Below are 20,657 nucleotides of genomic sequence, written 5' to 3' on the forward strand. Positions count from 1 at the left end.
AAGCGGAGCTGACTCATGGCGTATCAATTTGACTTTGTGCCGGTGCTGGCCAACACCGACCTGCTGCTGCGCGGCGCACTGTTCACCCTCGAGCTCACGGCCATCGGCGCCATCCTCGGCGTGGCCCTGGGCACCGTCGGCGCTGTGGTGCGGGCGTGGAAAATCCAGCCGTTCGCCTGGTTCTTCGGCGTTTATGTCGAGTTGATCCGCAACACGCCGTTCCTGGTGCAGTTGTTCTTCATCTTCTTCGGCCTGCCGTCCCTGGGGCTGAAGATCACCGAGTGGCAAGCCGCCGTGCTGGCGATGGTGATCAACCTGGGGGCCTACTCCACGGAAATCATCCGCGCCGGTATACAGGCCATTCCTCGCGGGCAGCTGGAAGCCGCTGCGGCGCTGGCGATGACGCGCTTCGAAGCCTTCCGCCACGTGGTACTGCTGCCGGCGCTGGGCAAGGTGTGGCCGGCCCTGAGCAGCCAGATCATCATCGTAATGCTCGGCTCGGCGGTGTGCTCGCAGATCGCCACTGAGGAACTGAGCTTTGCCGCCAACTTTATCCAGTCGCGCAACTTCCGTGCGTTCGAAACCTATGCCCTGACCACCCTGGTGTACCTGTGCATGGCGCTGATGATTCGCCAGTTGCTCAACTGGATCGGTCGCCGCTTTGTGATGAGGAACAGTCGATGAGTGATTTCTCGTTCTGGGACATCGTGCGCAACCTGGCCACCGGCCTGCAATGGACGCTGCTGCTGTCGGTGGTGGCGTTTGTCGGGGGCGGCGTGATCGGCTTGCTGGTGATGACGATGCGCATCAGTCGCAAAGCCTTCCCGCGCAATGTCGCCCGCACCTACATTGAGCTGTTCCAGGGCACGCCGCTGTTGATGCAGCTGTTCCTGGTGTTTTTCGGCATAGCCCTGCTGGGTGTGGATATCTCGCCCTGGCTGGCGGCGGCGATTGCCCTGACGTTGTTCACCAGCGCCTACCTCGCCGAGATCTGGCGCGGCTGCGTCGACTCCATCGCCCACGGGCAATGGGAAGCGTCGGCCAGCCTGGCGCTCAATCCGCTGGAGCAACTGCGCTATGTGATCCTGCCCCAGGCACTGCGCATTGCCGTGGCGCCGACGGTGGGCTTCTCGGTACAGGTGGTCAAGGGCACCGCCGTGACCTCGATCATCGGCTTCACCGAACTGACCAAGACCGGCGGCATGCTCGCCAACGCCACCTTCGAACCCTTCATGGTCTACGGCCTGGTGGCCCTTGGTTACTTTTTACTCTGCTACCCCCTGTCCCTCAGTGCTCGCTACCTGGAAAGGAGACTGCATGCCTCTGCTTAGAATTTCCGCCCTGCATAAGTATTACGGCGATCACCATGTGCTCAAGGGCATCGACCTGACCGTGGATGAAGGCCAGGTGGTGGCGATCATTGGCCGCAGTGGCTCGGGCAAATCCACGTTGCTGCGCACGCTCAACGGCCTGGAGTCCATCAACGACGGCGTGATCGAGGTCGATGGCGAGTACCTCGACGCCGCCCGCGCCGACCTGCGCAGCCTGCGGCAGAAAGTCGGCATGGTGTTCCAGCAGTTCAACCTGTTCCCGCACCTGACGGTAGGCGAGAACGTCATGCTCGCGCCGCAAGTGGTGCAGAAAGTACCGAAGGCCAAAGCGGCGCAATTGGCCAGGCAAATGCTGGAGCGCGTTGGGCTGGGCGAAAAATTCGACGCTTTCCCTGATCGCTTGTCCGGCGGCCAGCAACAACGCGTGGCGATTGCGCGCGCCTTGGCCATGTCGCCCAAGGTGCTGTTATGCGACGAAATCACCTCGGCCCTCGACCCGGAACTGGTCAATGAAGTGCTCAGCGTGGTGCGCCAATTGGCCAAGGACGGCATGACCCTGATCATGGTGACCCACGAGATGCGCTTCGCCCGTGAAGTCGGCGACAAGCTGGTGTTCATGCACCAGGGCAAGGTGCATGAAGTGGGCGACCCGAAGGTGCTGTTCGCCAACCCGCAAACCGCCGAGCTGGCCAATTTCATCGGTTCAGTGGAGCAGCCGGGCTGACCAGCTCGAAACTGCCCTGCCCCTCCAGCACCGTTTGATTGCGAACATGTAACGCGTCAGCGGGCAGGTGGGTATCGATTGCCACCTGGGCGCTCAATCGCCGGCCGGTCCCTCGTGCCACCAGGGCCTGTCCTGGCAATAACTGCCCGCTGGCGGTCTCACCGGGCGCCTGCGTCCACTCGACAGTACGCCCATCCAACTGGGCGTGCTTGAGGGTCAGGCTGAAACGCCCCTGACGGCCAAACCGAAAACCTTGCCCATTGGCTGCACCGGTAAATCGCAACGCGATGGCCGCTGGCTCCTCGCACAGTACGTTCAGTTGCACCATGCGCGTGCCGAGCGCGATTGAAGGGGGGTCGACAAGCGCCTCCCTGCGAATTACACCGTAGTCGACACGCGGCTGACTTACGGACAGCCGGCAGTTTTGCGCCTGTGCCCCTTCGGCTAACAACGCGACACAAATCAGCACGAAGCCCATACTTCTCAACTTAACGGCCATGGCACACCGCCGAACCGGTCTCGTAGAACTTGTCATTGTCGACCTTCGACTGGGGGGCAAGGTTGAGCAGGCAAGAGGAAGAGTCCGGCAACAGAACCCGCAGTATTTGGGCGTCATTGCCATCGTTGAGGAAAATCATGCCGTCACCCACCACAGTGGTCAGGAACCGATTGTTTTTGTCGAATACAGAAGCGCCCTGGGGCAGCGGCCGCCCTTGTTGATCGCTAGCACTCAGCAGCACGCGGCGAACAGTCACGACATCGAAAGTAACGTTATTGACGGAGCCTCGGCCTGCAGCCAGCACTTGGGTGCCGTTCTTCAGATCGACACGTTTTGGCAAGGACTGGGTTTGTACCTCGATACGACTGTTGGTGTAGGCGGGTAAATCGGCGAGCACCGCCTGTCCGGTGAAGTCGGTCCACACCGGACCTTGCGGGGTATCGATTTTTGCAGCGCCAATGTCACCCACCGAGACGATGCCGAAGGTGTCCTGTACGGTATAAGGCGAGAAGGTCAGCCCACCCTGATGGGCCACCACACCACCCTGAACTTGTCCTGAATAGGTGGTGCCCTGCGGGTCACGACTGATACCCAACCCGGCTCGGGCATATCGCGGCAGCACGTCCACATTGGCCCGGATCGATTGTTCCTGACGACTGAGATCGCGTTCGACGCCCAAGTCATAACTCACGTACTCATTGACCCGCTCACTGAATGAGCTACCTGCGCGGGACTGGCCCCCTTGACGACTGATATAGCTGCTCACACGCCGATCAGCCCCCAATGGCACACGAACCTCCAGCCGCAAGGACAGCCCATCTTCCTGCGCAGAATCGCGGCGAGGACGGTCACCCGGGGCATCACGGCGGGCCCGAGTGCCGCCCACCTGCGAGTCGCCGATCAGCGCGACGTCGGCATAGCGGTATGACTTGTTCCACGCCGCGAACACATGCTCGGTCATATGCCCGTCGAATTGGGCGCTGCGGGTGTAACCCACCGAAAAGCCGCCAAGCGTGGGGTCTACCCAGTTCATGCCCGCCGTAAATTGATTCTTGAAGCGAGAACCCACGTCCTCGACCCTGGATGAACGCCCGGCTTCAAGCACCTCACGATAACCACGGGTCTGGGTAGTTGCGCTCAGGCTGACATCGATATCGGCAATAACCGGGCTGCTCACGGACACGCTGCTGCGTGACCCCGAGAGTGCATTACGACTGTCGTGGGACAGATTGTGACGTGCGCCCACGGAAACGCGCTGGAAAAACACGCTGCTCAGCGTGCCGCCAGACGACCAGTATTCATCGGTACTCAACAGGCCAAAGCCCGCAGACGAGTCACGCCCCAGGCCCCATGTGCCGCTGCCCATGGCAACCACGGGCGACGCCCCGCTTTCGGATGCGTTTTCCCGCACCTTGCCAAGGGAAAAGTAGTAGCCGGGAGCAGCCGGTGCGGCGCCCGCAAACGAAGCCGCCGGAACCGCGAAACTGCGCTTGGCACCTCGTACATCGATGACACTGACTTCCAGGTCGCTGGTGCCATTGAGCAAAGGCAGCCCCGTCAGCCGGAAGGGGCCTTCAGGCACGAGCGTGCTGTGAATCAACACGCCGGACTGGCGCACTTCAATCCGCGATTGGCTCTGGGCCAGGCCTTCTACGACGGCATTGTTACTACCCGCCGGCACCCGCGACTGGCCGTCAGGAGAAAATTGCACGCCCGATAGCTGGATACCACCGAACAATGGGTTGTTGGTGGAGATCTGCCCCGCCTGGAAAGTCGATCGCAATGCAGCGATGTCTCGCTGGGCGTAGGCATAAAGGTGCTCAGTACGGGTATTACCATTGTCAGCGACATAGAACTGACGACTGCGCACAATCCAGTCGCCCAAATTGAAGCCAGCCTCGGTATAAGCCGATACGAACCGGCGGGCCCCACTGCGCGAGCGGCTGTCGAAACCCAGCACGTCATAGTTGAACAGGGCCGCCGTGCCGCCATGGGCGAAATTTCCGGCCTCCCATTGCGGCTCACGAAACGATTGGGTCGGCACCACCAGTGCCACTTCATCGATGCCGGGTCGAAGCCGCACCATCGTCGTCGGGAAGGCACCGAGGAAATCATGGCAAGCGTCATCGGCAGTGTTGCCTTCACGAACGATTTCACGCGGCTGCACCAAGCCGGCTTTCTCCAGCAACCCTGGGGTAAAACACAATTGGCCTTGCGAGTCGAACCGCGCATCCACCAGCCCGAGCGGGTTGCCATTGACCCGTAGCCCCACAACCTGGGTACCTTCGCGAAAACGCGCCGCACTGCGAAAATAGTCCGAGACCTTGGGGTCGATTCCGTAGGTAGTCAGTGCCGCGACGTCGAAACCCTCTCCCAACTCAAGCGCAGAGACGAGGCCGGGCAAACTCCACAGCGTCGCAAACCCCATGAGCAACGTGGGTCGACGCGGCCAACAAGAAGCTGCAAGGCTTCTATTCGACAAGTTAGCCATGAGCCGATCAACTCCCATCGACATTGATCGGCGCTCGGTAGCGGTCTACCGAAAAGCCGTAGACCGTGGCCGGTTGGATCTCGACTTCGGCCAAGCCGCCCAGGGTGCCCTCAACCTGTGCCGTCAGCACTTCCCCCGGCAAAATGTAGGTGCGAGGCAAAGTGGCCATGGCCCTTTGGGGAAGAAGCTGTACATCCGGCAGCAGGCGCACCACATAAGCGCTTTCGTTGTGAACGGTGAGACGCTCCCCTGCACGGCTCCACTTCAACAGTTCCCAAGGCGAATCATGCCGAGGCAAGTCTTTGGGGTGCAGGATCAGCGGCAGGTTCTGCCGAACGGTGATACCAATGGTCGCACCCGTTTTGGCGCGCGCCTGTGGAATCCCCTCAAAGGACACGCGTTTCAATCGCTGGGTCTTCAACGGTTCTTTCAAAGTGGCAATAAAACGCACTAATTGGATTTCACCCGCTTCTACACGCGTGATAGGGGGCGTAACGATCAGTAAGGGCTCCTCATCTTCGGGCACGTTCTCCACAACCGAGTGAAGAAGTGCCGGCCCCGCGTCGGTATTCCTGATATTTATCGTGGCCTCGCCCTGTTCTTCAAAAAGAATAACCACCGAAGTCTCCGGCAGCATGCCGTCCGCCGCGGCAACATGGGCAAAACATAGGCAGATACTTGCACCTAACAACCGCAACTTATTTATTGCTGAAAGACTACGCACCCAGTATTCCCCGTAGAGCATGAAGTTAGCTATTGCAGCCAATCGCCCATATGAAAACAGCCGATCAAAAAGCGCCTGCCTTTTGATCGGCTACAGTTAAACCGCTTAGAGGTAAACCAATGTCAGCGAGGCGCGCCCTTCAAGAAGAACATCGCGGGTCAGCGTCAAGTCTTGAGCTTTATTGATAACGGCCCTGACGGCGATAGTCCCGTTCATCTGGGAGAGCGAAGCCGGAACGAGGGTCGTACCGCTGCGCCAGGAATACTGACTTGGCAGTCTTGCGACCTTGCCATCACTGTTCAGCCAGGCACCGACATCGCTGCCGCGCGTAATAAGAGAAAGCGTTGCGCTTGGTGACTGCAGGTCTCTGAGCGTGATTGCATAACCGCCGGTTTTTTTACCCGCTACCGTACCCAAGCCAAAATTATGAATCTCGCTATGACCTTGGCCGAGCGCACTCAGGATGCCCGGCACCCTGCTGGTCGACTGCAGGTCGTTAAAGGTCAGCCCGAACGGGGTGTAACCTGTGCCGCAATTGATCTTCACTGGAGTGGTCAGCTCCCGAAGCGGCGTCGGGCTCCCTTGGGACAAGGAGCTCGAGAGAATATTACCGTAACTGACAATCCCATCTCCGGTCATGCTGAGGTTACAGGAGGCAGGTTTGATCGTGCCTGTGACCTTCAATTCGGCAACCGTCGTTGCCTGTGCACCCACAGCCGCGGCGAGGCAAGCGATACCGAGAGCCAATCCAACAATTTTCTTCATGTTCGACCTATCACTAAAAGTTAGCTGGCGTATTTATTTCTGCCTTGTAGAACAAACCATAAATAAATAACGCCACGGCACAATTGCCAAGTGACAGTGTGTCTCGTTGGAAACTAATTAAAGAATAAGACAACACCTTAATTACTGTCGGAGCCCTACAAATAACTTGTCAGTATCGCGTACCTCAGAAGTAGTCCCGAATCAGGCCACGAAAAGAAAACCGAAACTAACTTGTAGGCGAAATCACAATTAACCGTCCCACAGGGCAAAGTTAAAAACTCCTACAACGCTCAGAAACTTCTCTAACAGAGCGCGAAACAGCAACCTACCTGTCCCAAAAGAATTACCTACAGACGACCTCAGGAAAATTCCCCAAGCACTACGCGTTGGCTCCAGCGGTCGATCGTGGCACGATGGTCAGGTTATCGACCGAGACCCCAAACCATGCCGCAATCCCAAGCCAAGAATCTGTCCCTGATCGCCGCCATCGACCTGGGCTCCAACAGCTTTCACATGGTCGTGGCCAAGGCCCAGAACGGTGAAATCCGCATCCTTGAGCGGCTCGGAGAGAAAGTGCAACTGGCTGCCGGGATCGACGACGAGCGCCAGCTCAACGAAGAATCCATGCAACGCGGGCTCGATTGCCTGAAGCGGTTTGCGCAACTGATCAACGGCATGCCCCTGGGCGCCGTTCGAATCGTCGGCACCAACGCGTTGCGTGAAGCGCGTAACCGTGGTGAATTCATCCGCCGCGCCGAGGAGATCCTCGGGCACCCGGTAGAAGTCATCTCCGGCCGTGAAGAAGCCCGTCTTATCTACCTGGGCGTGTCCCACACCCTGGCCGATACACCAGGCAAACGCCTGGTCGCCGACATCGGCGGCGGCAGTACCGAATTCATCATTGGCCAGCGCTTCGAGCCGTTGCTGCGCGAAAGCCTGCAGATGGGCTGCGTCAGCTTCACCCAGCGTTACTTCAAAGACGGCAAGATCACCCCGGCACGCTACGCCCAGGCCTACACCGCGGCGCGGCTGGAAATCATGAGCATCGAGCACGCCCTGCACCGCCTCACCTGGGATGAAGCCATCGGCTCGTCCGGTACCATCCGCGCCATCGGCCTGGCACTGAAAGCGGGCGGCCATGGCACCGGCGAGGTCAACGCCGAGGGCCTGGCGTGGCTCAAGCGCAAGCTGTTCAAGCTGGGGGATGCCGAGAAAATCGACTTCGACGGTATCAAGCCTGATCGTCGCGCGATCTTCCCGGCCGGCCTGGCGATTCTCGAAGCGATCTTCGATGCTCTTGAACTGCAACGCATGGACCACTGCGACGGCGCCCTGCGTGAAGGCGTGCTCTATGACCTGCTGGGTCGCCATCACCACGAAGACGTGCGTGAGCGCACGCTCACTTCGTTGATGGAGCGTTACCACGTCGACCTGGAACAAGCCGCCCGCGTGGAGCGCAAAGCCCTGCACGCCTTCGACCAGGTGGCCGAGGACTGGGACCTGGAAGACGGCGTCTGGCGCGAGTTGCTGGGCTGGGCCGCCAAGGTGCATGAAGTGGGCCTGGACATCGCCCACTACCATTACCACAAGCACGGCGCCTACCTGATCGAGCACTCGGACCTGGCCGGCTTCTCCCGTGAAGACCAGCAAATGCTCGCCCTGCTGGTGCGCGGCCATCGCCGTAACATCCCCAAGGACAAATTTGCTGAATTCGGCGACGAAGGCATCAAGCTGATCCGCCTGTGCGTGCTGCTGCGCTTTGCGATCCTGTTCCACCACATCCGTGGCACCCAGGCAATGCCCCAAGTGACCCTGCGCGCCGACGGCGACAGCCTGGATGTGGTATTCCCGAAAGGCTGGCTGGATGAGAACCAGCTGACCCAGGCGGATTTTGGCCTGGAAGCGGAGTGGCTGAAGCGGGTGGGGTTCAGCCTGAACCTGCGCTGATCTGAAGAACTCTGCAAAACAATTGTGGGAGGGGGCTTGCCCCCGATAGCTGTGGATCAGTCCAAGTATTTGGTGACTGACACACCGCCATCGGGGGCAAGCCCCCTCCCACATTTTTAGACCCCCGCAGGGTTTTAGTTCACCGTCAGAATCGGGCTACCCAACTTCTCCAGCAACGTCGCCTGCGCACTGCGCGGGTTCTGGTTGCCGGTCGGCGTGTTGCGCACGTAGCGACCGTCCGACTGCAGGCTCCAGCTGTGGGTGTTGTCGGTGAGGTAGCTTTCCAGTTCCTTCTTGACCCGCATGATCAGCTTCTTGCCTTCCACCGGGAAGCACGTCTCTACGCGCTTATCGAGATTGCGCTCCATCCAGTCGGCGCTGGAGAGGAACATCTGCTCTTCGCCGCCGTTGAGGAAGTAGAACACCCGTGTGTGCTCCAGGAAGCGGCCGATGATCGAGCGCACATGAATGTTGTGCGAAACCCCGACAATGCCAGGGCGCAGGCAGCACATGCCGCGCACCACCAGGTCAATGCGCACGCCGGACTGGCTGGCCTTGTACAGCGCGCGGATGATCTTCGGATCGGTCAGCGAGTTGAACTTGGCGATGATGTGCGCCGGCTTGCCGTCGAGGGCGAACTGGGTTTCGCGGGCAATCATGTCGAGCATGCCCTTCTTGAGCGTGAACGGCGCGTGCAGCAACTTCTTCATGCGCAAGGTCTTGCCCATGCCGATCAACTGGCTGAACAATTTGCCGACGTCTTCACACAAGGCGTCGTCGGAGGTCAGCAAGCTGTAGTCGGTGTAAAGCTTGGCGTTGCCGGCGTGGTAGTTGCCGGTGCCCAAGTGGGCGTAACGCACTATCTCTCCGGCTTCACGGCGCAGGATCAGCATCATCTTGGCGTGGGTCTTGAAGCCGACCACGCCATAGATCACCACCGCACCGGCTGCTTGCAGACGGCTGGCCAGTTGCAGGTTGGACTCTTCGTCGAACCGCGCACGCAACTCGATCACCGCGGTGACTTCCTTGCCGTTACGCGCGGCGTCGACCAGGGCATCGACGATTTCCGAGTTGGCGCCGGAACGGTACAGGGTCTGGCGTACGGCCAACACATGCGGATCCTTGGCGGCCTGGCGCAACAGGTCGACCACCGGGGTGAAGGACTCGAACGGGTGCAGCAGCAGGATGTCCTGCTTGCTCACCACGCTGAAGATGTTCTCGCTGTTTTGCAGCAGTTTCGGGATCTGCGGGGTGAACGGCGTGTATTGCAGCTCCGGATGGCTGTCCAGGCCGGTGATGCTGAACAGGCGCGTCAGGTTCACCGGGCCATTGACTTGATACAGCTCGGTCTCGCCCAGGTTGAACTGCTTGAGCAGGTAGTCCGACAGATGTTTCGGGCACGTGTCGGCCACTTCCAGGCGCACCGCATCGCCGTAGCGCCGCGAGAACAGCTCGCCGCGCAGGGCACGGGCCAGGTCTTCGACGTCTTCGGAGTCCAGCGCCAGATCGGCGTTACGGGTCAGGCGGAACTGGTAGCAGCCTTTTACCTTCATGCCCTGGAACAGGTCATCGGCGTGCGCATGGATCATCGACGACAGGAATACATAGTTATCGCCAGCACCCCCCACCTCTTCCGGTACCTTGATGATCCGTGGCAGCAAACGGGGTGCCGGGATGATTGCAAGGCCCGAGTCGCGACCGAAGGCGTCGATACCTTCCAGCTCCACGATGAAGTTGAGGCTCTTGTTCACCAGCAACGGGAACGGGTGAGTCGGGTCCAGGCCAATCGGGGTGATGATCGGCGCGATCTCGTCGCGGAAGTAGCGACGCACCCAGGTCTTGATCTTGGTGGTCCAGTGACGGCGACGGATGAAACGGACCTGATGCTTTTCCAGCTCCGGCAGCAGGATGTCGTTGAGGATCGCGTACTGACGGTCCACATGGCCGTGCACCAGCTCGCTGATGCGCGCCAGGGCCTGGTGCGGCTGCAGGCCGTCGGCGCCGGCCTGTTCACGGGCGAAGGTGATCTGCTTCTTGAGGCCGGCCACGCGGATTTCGAAGAACTCATCCAGGTTGCTGGAGAAGATCAGCAGGAACTTGAGCCGCTCCAGCAGCGGGTAGGACTCATCCAGCGCTTGTTCCAGCACACGGATGTTGAATTGCAGTTGTGACAGCTCGCGGTGGATGTACAGGCTGCTGTCATCCAGGTTGGTCACCGCCGCTACCGGGGCCGGCACGGGCGGTTCGGCCACCATGACGGCCGCGGCGGGCTCATGCTCCGGCGGGGTCTCGGTGACTTGTTCAACCACCGGGTGAGCGTCTTTTACGGCAACTTCTGTGAGTCCTTCGGTATTCATCGAGTGTTCCTGTGAGGGCTATTGTTGCTCTCTAAGCAATTGTGCGGCGCGGGCGGCGAAGTAGGTCAGGATGCCATCAGCCCCGGCGCGTTTAAAGGCTGTCAGGGATTCAAGGATCACCCCTTCGCTCAGCCATCCATTCTGTATTGCAGCCATGTGCATGGCGTATTCGCCACTGACCTGATAGACAAAGGTCGGCACTTTGAATTCGTCTTTGACCCGGTAAAGGATGTCCAGGTACGGCATACCCGGCTTGACCATCACCATGTCAGCACCTTCGGCCAGGTCGGCCGCCACTTCGTGCAGGGCTTCATGGCTGTTGGCCGGGTCCATCTGGTACGAGGCCTTGTTGGCCTTGCCCAGGTTCAGCGCCGAGCCCACCGCATCGCGGAACGGGCCGTAATAGGCGCTGGCGTACTTGGCCGAGTAGGCCATGATCCGCACGTTGACGTGGCCGGCCAGCTCCAGGGCTTCACGAATCGCCTGGATGCGGCCGTCCATCATGTCCGACGGGGCAACCACCTGGGCGCCGGCTGCCGCATGGGACAAGGCTTGCTTGACCAGCGCATCGACGGTGATGTCGTTTTGAACATAGCCGTCTTCGTCAAGAATGCCATCCTGTCCGTGGGTGGTGAACGGGTCCAACGCCACGTCGGTGATCACCCCAAGCTGCGGAAAACGCTCGCGCAGGGCACGGGTGGCGCGCTGGGCGATCCCGTCCGGGTTCCAGGCTTCGGCAGCATCCAGCGACTTGAGTTCAGACGGCGTGACCGGAAACAGTGCCAAGGCCGGAATCCCCAACTCGACCCAACCAGCGGCTTCTTCAAGCAGCAGATCAATGGTCAAGCGCTCCACGCCCGGCATCGAAGCCACCGCTTCCCGACGATTTTCCCCGTCCAGCACAAACACCGGCAGGATCAGATCATCGGTCGTCAGCACGTTTTCACGCACCAGACGGCGAGAAAAATCATCACGACGATTGCGACGCAGACGAGTGGTGGGGAACAGGCGATTGGCAGGGGTAAAGCTCACGACAGACTCCTGAGCCCGGGTTTACGGGCGAGCGTTGCAGTTATAAGCGGCCATTATGACGAAGGTATGACAGTTGTGCTTAAGGATGCGACCTGTAGTCGCATTCGGCATTTCCGTAGGAATTGTTCACTTCGTGACACATCTCGATACTTTCATGAATCTTCATGAAGGCGTAGGCTGCGCGTTCATTTCGCCAGCACCCCAGACCATGCTTCAACAATTCCTGCATGACTTCGGCTACTTTGCGCTCTTCCTGGGCACTTTCTTTGAAGGCGAGACCATTCTGGTTCTCGCAGGCTTCCTGGCGTTCCGTGGATACATGGATATCAACCTGGTGGTGGTCGTTGCCTTTTTCGGCAGCTACGCCGGCGATCAGCTTTGGTATTACATGGGCCGCAGACACGGCCGCAAGCTGTTGGCGCGCAAGCCACGCTGGCAATTGATGGGTGACAAGGCACTGGAGCATATCCGCAAGCACCCGGATATCTGGGTACTGAGCTTTCGCTTCGTGTACGGGTTGCGCACCGTCATGCCAGTGGCGATCGGCCTGTCCGGCTATCCGCCGTTGCGCTATCTGATCCTCAACGGCATTGGCGCTGCGATCTGGGCTTTGGCCTTGGGCGCTGCGGCCTATCACTTCGGCGCCGTACTGGAAGGCATGCTGGGCAGCATCAAGAAATACGAGCTTTGGGTATTGGGTGCCTTGCTGATACTGGGCTTCGGCCTGTGGCTGCGTCGTCGCTTCAAGAATGCACGCATCGCCCGCGAGGCCTGCGCCGACGCCAAGGCCCGGCTCGCGGCAGAACCGGACCCGGTCGAGCCGCCTAAGACACCAGTCGAGTAAACCGGCTTCTGCAGCAGTAGAGGCCAATCACACTGAGCAAGCTGTAGCTCAGCAGGCCCAGCCAGCCCAGGTTGCTGGCCGGCCATAACCCGACCAACGGTGCCAGCCACACCAGCGGTACGTTCAGCACCAGCCGCGAAAGCTCGGCCTTCAACGCCCACGGCCGGTTCTCCAGCGCCACCCCCAAGGTAAACAGCCCCAGCGCCATGGCGCTCCAACCGAGGATCAGTGCCGCCGTGGGCAAACCTTCGCCGAAATTCATCAGATAGCTGCCAAAGCCCACATAGGCCGCAAATTGCAGTGCGATGTACACCTGTTGACGCACGTCCAGCGGCACGTCGAATTTACGGAACTGGCTCAGGTCGTGCCTGGCCATCGGGTACTTAGCCTTCACGTCCGCCGGGCGCCAGCCGGTGCGCATGAACCAGATGCGCAGCTTGTCCCACCAACACTCGGTGCGCCGCGCATCACTCCACAACTGGGCATAGAACTGCAGGTTGGCCCACAGCGGATTCCAACTGGCCAACGGCGTGGTTACGCCGAAAATCACCGGTTCGTTGTCGTCCTCCTCCTGGAAGGTACCGAACAGCCGGTCCCAAATAATGAACACACCGCCGTAGTTACGATCCATGTAGAGAGCGTTCTGTGCATGGTGAGCCCGATGATTGGATGGCGTGACGAAAAACCACTCGTACCAGCCGAGCTTCGGCACGTGCCGGGTGTGCACCCAGAATTGATAGAGCAAATTCAGCGATGCCACGCTGATAAACACCACCAATGGCACGCCGAGTACGGCCAAGGGCAGGTAGAAAATCCAGCTCAGCAGGAAGCCGGTACTGGTCTGGCGCAGTGCGGTGCTGAGGTTGTAGTCCTCACTCTGGTGATGCACCGAGTGTGCGGCCCACAGGATGTTGCGTTCGTGACCCATGCGATGCAGCCAGTAGTAGCAGAAGTCGTAGAACACGAAGGCGAACCCCCAGGTCAACACGCTGTGGGCTGGCAGATCGATAACGGCAAGATGCTTGAGGGCGAACGCGTAGGTCAAAATCCCCACGCCCTTGGTCAGCAGCCCCGTGGTGGTGGACAGCACCCCGGTGCTGAGGCTGTTGATGGCATCCGCCACCCGGTAGTTACGCTCGCCGCGCCAACGGTCGGCAAGCAACTCCACGACGATCAAGGCAATGAAAAACGGTACCGCGTAAGGCACGAAGTCCATGGTCTGGTCCGGTCTATTTTTGTTACATCAAGATTAGGTGCAGCGGCGTGAGATCCCATTGGCAACAGATGACAAATTAGTAGACATTTAACGCCAAGACCCCAGGAGAAATGCCCATGAGCAAAAAGATTGCAGTGATCCTTTCCGGCTGCGGCGTGTACGACGGCGCAGAGATCCACGAAAGCGTGATCACCTTGCTGCGCCTGGACCAGCGTGGCGCTCAGGTCCAATGCTTTGCCCCGGATATTGCGCAACTGCATGTGATCAACCACCTCACCGGCGAAGAGATGCCCGAGTCGCGCAATGTGCTGGTGGAGTCGGCGCGGATCGCCCGGGGTGACGTGAAAGATATCCGCGAAGCCAACGCCGGCGATTTCGACGCGCTGATCGTGCCCGGTGGGTTTGGCGCGGCGAAAAACCTCTCGAACTTTGCCGTGGAGGGTGCCGGCTGCAGCGTCAACCCGCAGGTGCTGGAACTGGCCGAAGCCTTTGCCGAAGCGGGCAAGCCCGTGGGCCTGATCTGCATCTCCCCGGCCCTGGCGGCGAAAATCTACGGCCCCGGTGTGACCTGCACCATCGGCAACTGCGCCGACACCGCCGCCGCACTGGACAAGATGGGCGCTACCCACCAGGAGTGCGGGGTGGAAGATATCGTCGAAGACAAGGCACGCAAGCTGGTGAGCACCCCGGCCTATATGCTCGGCAAGAACATCAGCGAGGTCGCTTCAGGGATCAACAAGCTGGTGGATCGGGTGCTGGAATTGACCCACGAGAACGACTGATAGCCCCACCTATGGTGAGCAGGCTTGTAGGTAACTCGGCTTGTTGTGGCGAGCGGGCTTGCCCCGCGTTGGGCTGCGCAGCAGCCCTAAAACCTGCAGCCATGGTCTAACGGACTCACCGCATCGCTTGAATTGGGGCGGCTTCGCCGCCCAACGCGGGGCAAGCCCGCTCGCCACGGATCAGGGTTGGCGCATCAAGCGTGTAAGAATGCGGTCCAGCGCATTGGCAAACGCCTGCTTTTCCTTCTCCCCGTGGGGCGGTGGCCCGCCCCCCATCTGGCCTTGCTCACGCAGATCAGTGAACAGATTGCGCACCGCCAACCGTTCACTCATGTTGGCGGGGCTGAACTCCTTGCCGCGTGGATCAAGCGCCGTAACGCCCTTCTTTACCAGGCGGTCAGCCAGCGGCACATCGCTGCAGATCACCAGCTCGCCGGGCTCCGCGTGCTCCACCAGGTAGTCATCCGCCGCATCCGGGCCGCTGGGCACCACAATCAGCTTCACACACGAGAAGCTCGGCTTGATCTGGCTCTGACCGGCCACCAACACCACTTCGAACTGGCGCTTGAGGGCGAACTTCACCACCTGGTCCTTGGCTGCCCGAGGGCAGGCGTCGGCATCGATCCACACCCGCATGCTCAGGCAACCACCCGGCGCTTTTCGGCCAGACGGCTGCGACCGTACAGCACCACAATCGCCAGGATCGCCACCGCCTGTGCACTCAACGAGTACGCATCGGCGTGGATGCCCAGCCAATCGAAATCAAAGAACGCCACCGGCCGGGTGCCGAAGATGCCGGCCTCCTGCAGCGCCTTCACCCCATGGCCGGCAAACACCACCGACAGCGCACACAGCAACGCCGCGTTGATGCCGAAGAACAACGCCAGCGGCAGCTTCGCCGAACCCCGCAGGATCACCCACGCCAAGCCCACCAACAGCACCAGCGCCGTGGCGCCACCCGCCAGCACCGCGTTATGCCCGGCCGGGCCGGCTTGCAGCCACAGGGTTTCGTAGAACAGGATCACTTCGAACAGCTCGCGGTACACCGAGAAGAACGCCAGCACCGCAAAACCGAAGCGCCCGCCGCCGCCTACCAGGCTGCTCTTGATGTAGTCCTGCCAGGCGGCGGCGTGGCGGCGGTCGTGCATCCACACGCCGAGCCATAGCACCATCACACTGGCAAACAGCGCCGTGCAGCCTTCAAGCAATTCGCGTTGGGCACCGCTCACATCGATCACATACGCGGCCAATGCCCAGGTCGCCAGGCCCGCCAGCAGCGCCAGGCCCCAGCCGACGTTAACGCTGCGCACCGCCGATTGCTGGCCGGTGTTGCGCAGGAACGCAAGGATCGCCGCCAGCACCAGGATCGCTTCCAGGCCTTCACGCAACAGGATCAGCAAACCGGAGATGTAGCTCAGCGACCAACTCAAGCCATCACCGCCAAGCAGGCCGGCGGATTCGGTAAGTTTGCCCTTGGCCACGTCCAGGCGTTGTTGCACCTGTTCAACCGGCAGACCGTCCTGCAACGACTGCCGGTAGGCCATCAACGCCTTTTCGGTGTCCTTGCGCACGTTGGCGTCGACGTTATCCAGCGAGCTTTCTACCAGTTCGAAACCTTCCAGGTACGCAGCCACAGACAGGTCGTAGGCCTGCTCATGATCGCCCTTCTGGAACGCCGCCAGACTCTTGTCCAGGGTGGCCGCGGTGTAGTCGAGCAACTGCGCTGGGCCACGCTTGACCTGCGGCGGCTGCGCACGCTGGGCGCGGAACGTAGCGGCGGCGGCTGGGCCGTTGGCCGCCAGTACTTCATTGGGGGTCTGGCGGGCCAAGTCGGCGAGGTTGAACGGTTGCTCGCTTTTTGCAGCCGCCGGGTCGGCAGTAAAGCCGGCGATGTAGGTAGCCAGGTCCCAGCGCTGGCGGTCGTCCAGTTGGTCGGCGAAAGACGGCATGTCGGTGCCTTCAACGCCCAGGCCCAGGGTGTTGTAGATCGCGTAGAGGCTCAGGCGATCCAAGCGCACGGCGTCACGCAGATTGGCCGGTGGTGGCGTCATGCCCACGCTGGCCGGGCCGTCACCCGCACCTGCGGTGCCGTGGCACACCGAGCAATGCTGGGCATAGAGCGGCGCGCCTCGTGTTGGATCAGGGGTGATCGCCGGGGCCTGGCTGACTTCATAGGCCACGGCTAGTTGGGCACCTAACTGACGGGCTTGGCGGGCGACTGTCGTACCGTCCTGATGGCCGGTTACAGCCGCTGACAGTTCGTCGACGCCTTTGACCAACGCCGCGCGTTCCGGGCGCTGCGGCAGCTCTGCCACCAGGCCCTGCAACACCCCGAGAAACTCCAGCTGTTCACGGTATTCGGATTCATCGATTACCTTGCCCGCCTCCACCGTCGCTGGGTAGTCAGCACCAATGTAATCCAGCAAATGCAGGGCTTGTGGGGCACCCTCGGCCGTCGCGGCCAACAGATTGAAGCTGCACGACATCAACGCCGGCAAAACCAGCCAGGCGAGAAAGCGAAAAGGGGCAGTCATGAATGAATCTCAAAGGGAAATACGAAGTAACACATTGTCAAACGTTAAAGCGTTTGACTCAAGGCACAAGTGATTTGTCGTGGGTTGAGGCAAGGCAGTTTTCAGAACAGTTGGAGGGTGGGTATCAACACCCATGTGGAAGAGGGGCGTGCCCCTCCCCCATTTTCAATCCCGTTTCGTCAGTCAGGCCGTGGCACGATGCAAGCTGGCCAGGAAACCCGCAGCCCCCACAAACAACCCCGCAAACGTACGATTCATCCGTTTCTGCTGCTTAGGCGTGCGCAACAGGCGCAACACCTTCGACGCCAAGCCCGTATACCCCGCCATCACCACCATATCGACGCAGATCATCGTCGCACCCAGGATCAGGTACTGGATCAGTAGCGGCGCCTGTGGGTTCACGAATTGCGGCAGGACCGCCAGCATGAACACCAGGGCCTTGGGGTTGCTGGCGTTGACCAGGAAGCCACGGAACATCATCGCCATCGGTTTACCGATCGGGCGCACGGCCGCGTCATCGGTCATGTCCATGGGCAGGGCGCGCCATTGCTTGATGGCCAGGTACACCAGGTACGCCACGCCAAACCATTTGATCGCATAGAAAGCGGTGGAGGATGTCGCCAGAATGGCACCCAGGCCGCACGCGACCACGGCAATCTGCATCGCCAGGCCCAGTTGCAGGCCGATGGCATTCCAGTAACCACGCAGGAAGCCGTATTGCAGGCCGCTGGACATCGAGGCGATGGCGCCAGCGCCAGGGGAAAGGGAGATGATCCAACTGGCCAGGAAAAAGGCCAGCCACGTATCGAGTGCCATTACACACCTCAGGAGGGAGTTTGCTGTTGTGCCTTAAGCTAACTCCGCCGACCAAAGGATGGCTATAGATTTTTACAGGATGTGAATACTAGCGGTCGCCCGGAAAGACATGGGTACCTGGCCAACGGCGCACCGAGCGCTGGAAGAACAGGCTGTTGGGCACCTGCACCATCGCACTGTCGGTACCGGCCTCTGCCACTTCGACCAGCGTGGTATAGAGCAGGTTGATCGCCACGACCCGACCCTTCACGCCCGGTTTGTCGACGGTATCCACCAGTTCGACGATGTCACCCAGGCGAAAGGGCCCGACGGTGAAAATCAGAATGGCGCACAGCAGGTTGGACAACACCGACCACATGGCGAAGAACGCCACGGCGGCAACCGCGACAAACCCGGAGAGTGCCGTCCACAACACCGTGGCGGACACGCCCAGGCGACCCAGCACAAAGATCAGCGCACTGCCCATGATCAGCCAGCGCAAGCCACCGCGCAGTGGCATCAGCAATTGCGGCGGGAACGGATAGCGCTCACCCAGGCGAGTCAGGCCCTTGGCGACAAACCGCTGTGCGAGGTAGCCGGCCAGCAGGATCAGCAGGATTTGCACGCCGACCCATACGGGTTCGACCCACTGCGTCGGTATCGGCAGTTGCAACGCTTCCATCAGGACAGCGCCTCCAGCTCCGCTTGCAGGGTTTCCAGCAATTCGAGGGCCTCCATCCAGGTTTCCTCCAATTGCCCTTCGCGTACTTTGAGCTTGGCCTGTTCAGCCAGCAGGTCGCGCAGTTCGTCCTTGCGGGCCGCCTCGTAGACGGCACTGTCGCCCAGGCTGGTTTCGATCCTGGCCAGGCGCTCATGCACCTTGCCCAGCTCGGCTTCCAGCTTGTCGGCTTCACGCTTGTGCGGCGCCAGCTGTTGACGCAGCGCGGCGGCGGCCTGGCGCTGGGCTTTCTTGTCGGTCTTGTCCGGGTTGACCGGGGTGTTGCTGACCGGCGCGTTGCGCAGGCGGTAATCCGTCAGCCAGCGCGCATAGTCATCCAGGTCGCCGTCGAACTCTTCGACTTTACCGTCCGCCACCAGCAGGAAGTTGTCGGTGGTGCTCTTGAGCAGGTGGCGATCGTGAGACACCACCAGTACCGCACCGCTGAACTCCTGCAAGGCCATGGTCAGCGCCAGGCGCATTTCCAAGTCAAGGTGGTTGGTCGGTTCGTCGAGCAGCAGCAGGTTCGGACGGTCCCAGGCGATCAACGCCAGGGCCAGGCGGGCTTTTTCGCCGCCGGAGAAATTCAGCACCGGCTCGTCGATACGCGCGCCACGGAAGTCGAAACCACCGAGGAAGTCGCGCAGGGTCTGTTCGCGCTCGGTTGGCGCCAGGCGCTGCAAGTGCAGCAACGGGCTGGCCTTGGCGTCCAGCGAGTCCAACTGATGCTGGGCGAAGTAACCCACCACAGTGTTCTCGCCACGGGTCAGACGCCCAGCCAGTGGCGACAGCTCGCCTGACAGGTTCTTGATCAGCGTCGACTTGCCCGCGCCGTTGGGGCCGAGCAAACCGATACGCGCACCCGGCGTAAGCTGCAGCTTCACTTTTTCCAGGATGGTCTTGTCGCCGTAGCCCAGACGCGCATCGGAAAGATCCAGCAACGGGCTGGAGATCTTCACCGACTCACGGAACACGAAGTCGAACGGTGAGTCGACGTGGGCCGCCGACAGTTCTTCCATTCGCTCCAGGGCCTTGATCCGGCTCTGGGCCTGCCGCGCCTTGGTGGCCTGGGCCTTGAAGCGGGCAATGTAGCTTTCCATGTGCGCACGTTGCGCCTGCTGCTTCTCGTAAGCCTGTTGCTGCTGGGCCAGGCGTTCGGCGCGGGCGCGTTCGAACGCAGTGTAGCCGCCACGATAGAGGGTGATCTTTTTCTGCTCGACGTGGGCGATGTTGTCGACCACGGCGTCGAGGAAATCCCGGTCATGGGAGATCAACAGCAAGGTGCCCTGATAATTCTTGAGGAAGTCTTCCAGCCACAGGATCGCATCGAGGTCCAAGTGGTTGGTCGGTTCGTCGAGCAGCAGCAGGTCAGACGGGCACATCAACGCCTGCGCCAGGTTCAGGCGCATGCGCCAGCCGCCGGAGAAGTCGGCGACGGGGCGGTCCATCTGTTCGTTGGTAAAGCCAAGGCCGGCGAGCATTTTGCGCGCACGGGCGTCAGCCGTATAGCCGTCGGCGCTGTCGAGTTCCGAGTGCAGGCGCGCCTGTGCGGCGCCGTCCTGGGCTTTCTCGGCCTCGGCCAGGTCGTGTTGCACCTGACGCAGGCGCAGATCGCCATCGAGCACGTAGTCGATTGCAATACGGTCGAGGGTGTCGATCTCCTGGCGCATATGGGCGATGCGCCAGTCGGCTGGCAGCAGGCAGTCCCCGGAATCCGGGGTCAGCTCACCCAGCAACAGAGCGAACAACGTGGATTTGCCGGCGCCGTTGGCACCGATCAGGCCGGCTTTGTGACCGGCGTGCAGGGTCAACTCGGCGTCTTCGAGAAGACGTTGCGGACCACGCTGTAATGTTAGGCTTTGAAGTCGGATCATAATGGCGGCGGAGTCTACCAGCTT

General features: G+C 60.8%; 18 protein-coding genes. 6 read left to right on the forward strand and 12 right to left on the reverse strand.

All coding sequences use genetic code 11. The annotated features are described in order from the left end of the window. Positions 1 to 15 precede the first annotated feature (15 nt). From LUU92_RS27785 to LUU92_RS27795, 3 genes are read left to right on the forward strand one after another with little or no spacing between them, the layout of a single operon-like run. The gene (locus tag LUU92_RS27785; protein ID WP_017736949.1) at positions 16 to 684 is read left to right on the forward strand and encodes an amino acid ABC transporter permease; all 669 of its coding nucleotides are present in this window, start codon (positions 16 to 18) and stop codon (positions 682 to 684) included. Further along, positions 681 to 1,331 (forward strand): amino acid ABC transporter permease, encoded by a 651-nt coding sequence (locus LUU92_RS27790; protein ID WP_071490466.1) that lies wholly within the window; start codon positions 681 to 683, stop codon positions 1,329 to 1,331. The genes LUU92_RS27785 and LUU92_RS27790 overlap by 4 nt, the downstream gene beginning before the upstream one ends. Then, positions 1,318 to 2,055, forward strand: coding sequence for an amino acid ABC transporter ATP-binding protein (locus tag LUU92_RS27795; RefSeq protein ID WP_071490467.1), 738 nt, complete (start codon positions 1,318 to 1,320; stop codon positions 2,053 to 2,055). The genes LUU92_RS27790 and LUU92_RS27795 overlap by 14 nt, the downstream gene beginning before the upstream one ends. Here LUU92_RS27795 and LUU92_RS27800 read toward each other — a convergent pair. The 4 genes from LUU92_RS27800 to LUU92_RS27815 form a co-directional block, all read right to left on the reverse strand. Continuing rightward, positions 2,027 to 2,554, reverse strand: a complete 528-nt coding sequence (locus LUU92_RS27800; protein ID WP_257102923.1) for a DUF1120 domain-containing protein — start codon at positions 2,552 to 2,554, stop codon at positions 2,027 to 2,029. The genes LUU92_RS27795 and LUU92_RS27800 overlap by 29 nt on opposite strands. Then, entirely contained in the window at positions 2,544 to 5,045 is a 2,502-nt protein-coding gene (locus LUU92_RS27805) for a fimbria/pilus outer membrane usher protein (RefSeq protein ID WP_371322028.1), read from the reverse strand. Before LUU92_RS27805 ends, LUU92_RS27800 begins: the two co-directional genes overlap by 11 nt. A gap of 7 nt (positions 5,046 to 5,052) precedes the next feature. Further along, positions 5,053 to 5,790: a fimbria/pilus chaperone family protein gene (locus LUU92_RS27810; protein WP_257102925.1), complete on the reverse strand. Its 738-nt coding sequence runs from the start codon at positions 5,788 to 5,790 to the stop codon at positions 5,053 to 5,055. An 84-nt stretch (positions 5,791 to 5,874) separates the two neighbouring features. Beyond that, positions 5,875 to 6,534, reverse strand: a complete 660-nt coding sequence (locus LUU92_RS27815; RefSeq protein ID WP_257102926.1) for a DUF1120 domain-containing protein — start codon at positions 6,532 to 6,534, stop codon at positions 5,875 to 5,877. Between the two features lie 444 nt (positions 6,535 to 6,978). On the opposite strand from LUU92_RS27815, the gene ppx reads away from it, so the two are divergent. Then, the gene (gene ppx / locus LUU92_RS27820; protein WP_092241744.1) at positions 6,979 to 8,481 is read left to right on the forward strand and encodes an exopolyphosphatase; all 1,503 of its coding nucleotides are present in this window, start codon (positions 6,979 to 6,981) and stop codon (positions 8,479 to 8,481) included. Positions 8,482 to 8,615: 134 nt separating this feature from the next. Here the strand turns inward: ppx and ppk1 are convergent, their stop codons facing one another. After that, positions 8,616 to 10,838: a polyphosphate kinase 1 gene (ppk1, locus tag LUU92_RS27825; RefSeq protein ID WP_257102927.1), complete on the reverse strand. Its 2,223-nt coding sequence runs from the start codon at positions 10,836 to 10,838 to the stop codon at positions 8,616 to 8,618. A gap of 18 nt (positions 10,839 to 10,856) precedes the next feature. Then, the gene (gene hemB, locus LUU92_RS27830; protein ID WP_071490473.1) at positions 10,857 to 11,870 is read right to left on the reverse strand and encodes a porphobilinogen synthase; all 1,014 of its coding nucleotides are present in this window, start codon (positions 11,868 to 11,870) and stop codon (positions 10,857 to 10,859) included. Between the two features lie 208 nt (positions 11,871 to 12,078). On the opposite strand from hemB, the gene LUU92_RS27835 reads away from it, so the two are divergent. Further along, positions 12,079 to 12,714: a DedA family protein gene (locus LUU92_RS27835; RefSeq protein WP_257103880.1), complete on the forward strand. Its 636-nt coding sequence runs from the start codon at positions 12,079 to 12,081 to the stop codon at positions 12,712 to 12,714. On the opposite strand, the gene LUU92_RS27840 is transcribed toward LUU92_RS27835, so the two are convergent. Next, positions 12,695 to 13,930, reverse strand: a complete 1,236-nt coding sequence (locus tag LUU92_RS27840) for a sterol desaturase family protein (RefSeq protein WP_257102928.1) — start codon at positions 13,928 to 13,930, stop codon at positions 12,695 to 12,697. The genes LUU92_RS27835 and LUU92_RS27840 overlap by 20 nt on opposite strands. Before the next feature lie 116 nt (positions 13,931 to 14,046). Between LUU92_RS27840 and elbB the strand changes: the two genes are divergently transcribed. Then, entirely contained in the window at positions 14,047 to 14,712 is a 666-nt protein-coding gene (gene elbB / locus LUU92_RS27845) for an isoprenoid biosynthesis glyoxalase ElbB (RefSeq protein ID WP_071490475.1), read from the forward strand. A gap of 180 nt (positions 14,713 to 14,892) precedes the next feature. On the opposite strand, the gene LUU92_RS27850 is transcribed toward elbB, so the two are convergent. From LUU92_RS27850 to LUU92_RS27870, 5 genes are all read right to left on the reverse strand, one after another. After that, on the reverse strand, positions 14,893 to 15,348 hold the full coding sequence (locus tag LUU92_RS27850) for a YaiI/YqxD family protein (protein WP_071490476.1): 456 nt from the start codon (positions 15,346 to 15,348) through the stop codon (positions 14,893 to 14,895). 2 nt (positions 15,349 to 15,350) lie between these two features. Continuing rightward, entirely contained in the window at positions 15,351 to 17,246 is a 1,896-nt protein-coding gene (locus LUU92_RS27855) for an FTR1 family protein (protein WP_071490477.1), read from the reverse strand. Between the two features lie 183 nt (positions 17,247 to 17,429). Continuing rightward, the gene (locus LUU92_RS27860; RefSeq protein ID WP_028618426.1) at positions 17,430 to 18,062 is read right to left on the reverse strand and encodes a LysE family transporter; all 633 of its coding nucleotides are present in this window, start codon (positions 18,060 to 18,062) and stop codon (positions 17,430 to 17,432) included. 88 nt (positions 18,063 to 18,150) lie between these two features. Next, complete coding sequence (locus LUU92_RS27865; protein WP_028618427.1) at positions 18,151 to 18,723, reverse strand: mechanosensitive ion channel family protein; 573 nt, start codon at positions 18,721 to 18,723, stop codon at positions 18,151 to 18,153. Further along, positions 18,723 to 20,633, reverse strand: a complete 1,911-nt coding sequence (locus tag LUU92_RS27870) for an ATP-binding cassette domain-containing protein (protein WP_257102929.1) — start codon at positions 20,631 to 20,633, stop codon at positions 18,723 to 18,725. Before LUU92_RS27870 ends, LUU92_RS27865 begins: the two co-directional genes overlap by 1 nt. Between the last annotated feature and the right edge of the window lie 24 nt (positions 20,634 to 20,657).

The organism is Pseudomonas extremorientalis (assembly GCF_024584605.1).
GTDB classification, from domain to species: Bacteria; Pseudomonadota; Gammaproteobacteria; order Pseudomonadales; family Pseudomonadaceae; genus Aquipseudomonas; species Aquipseudomonas extremorientalis.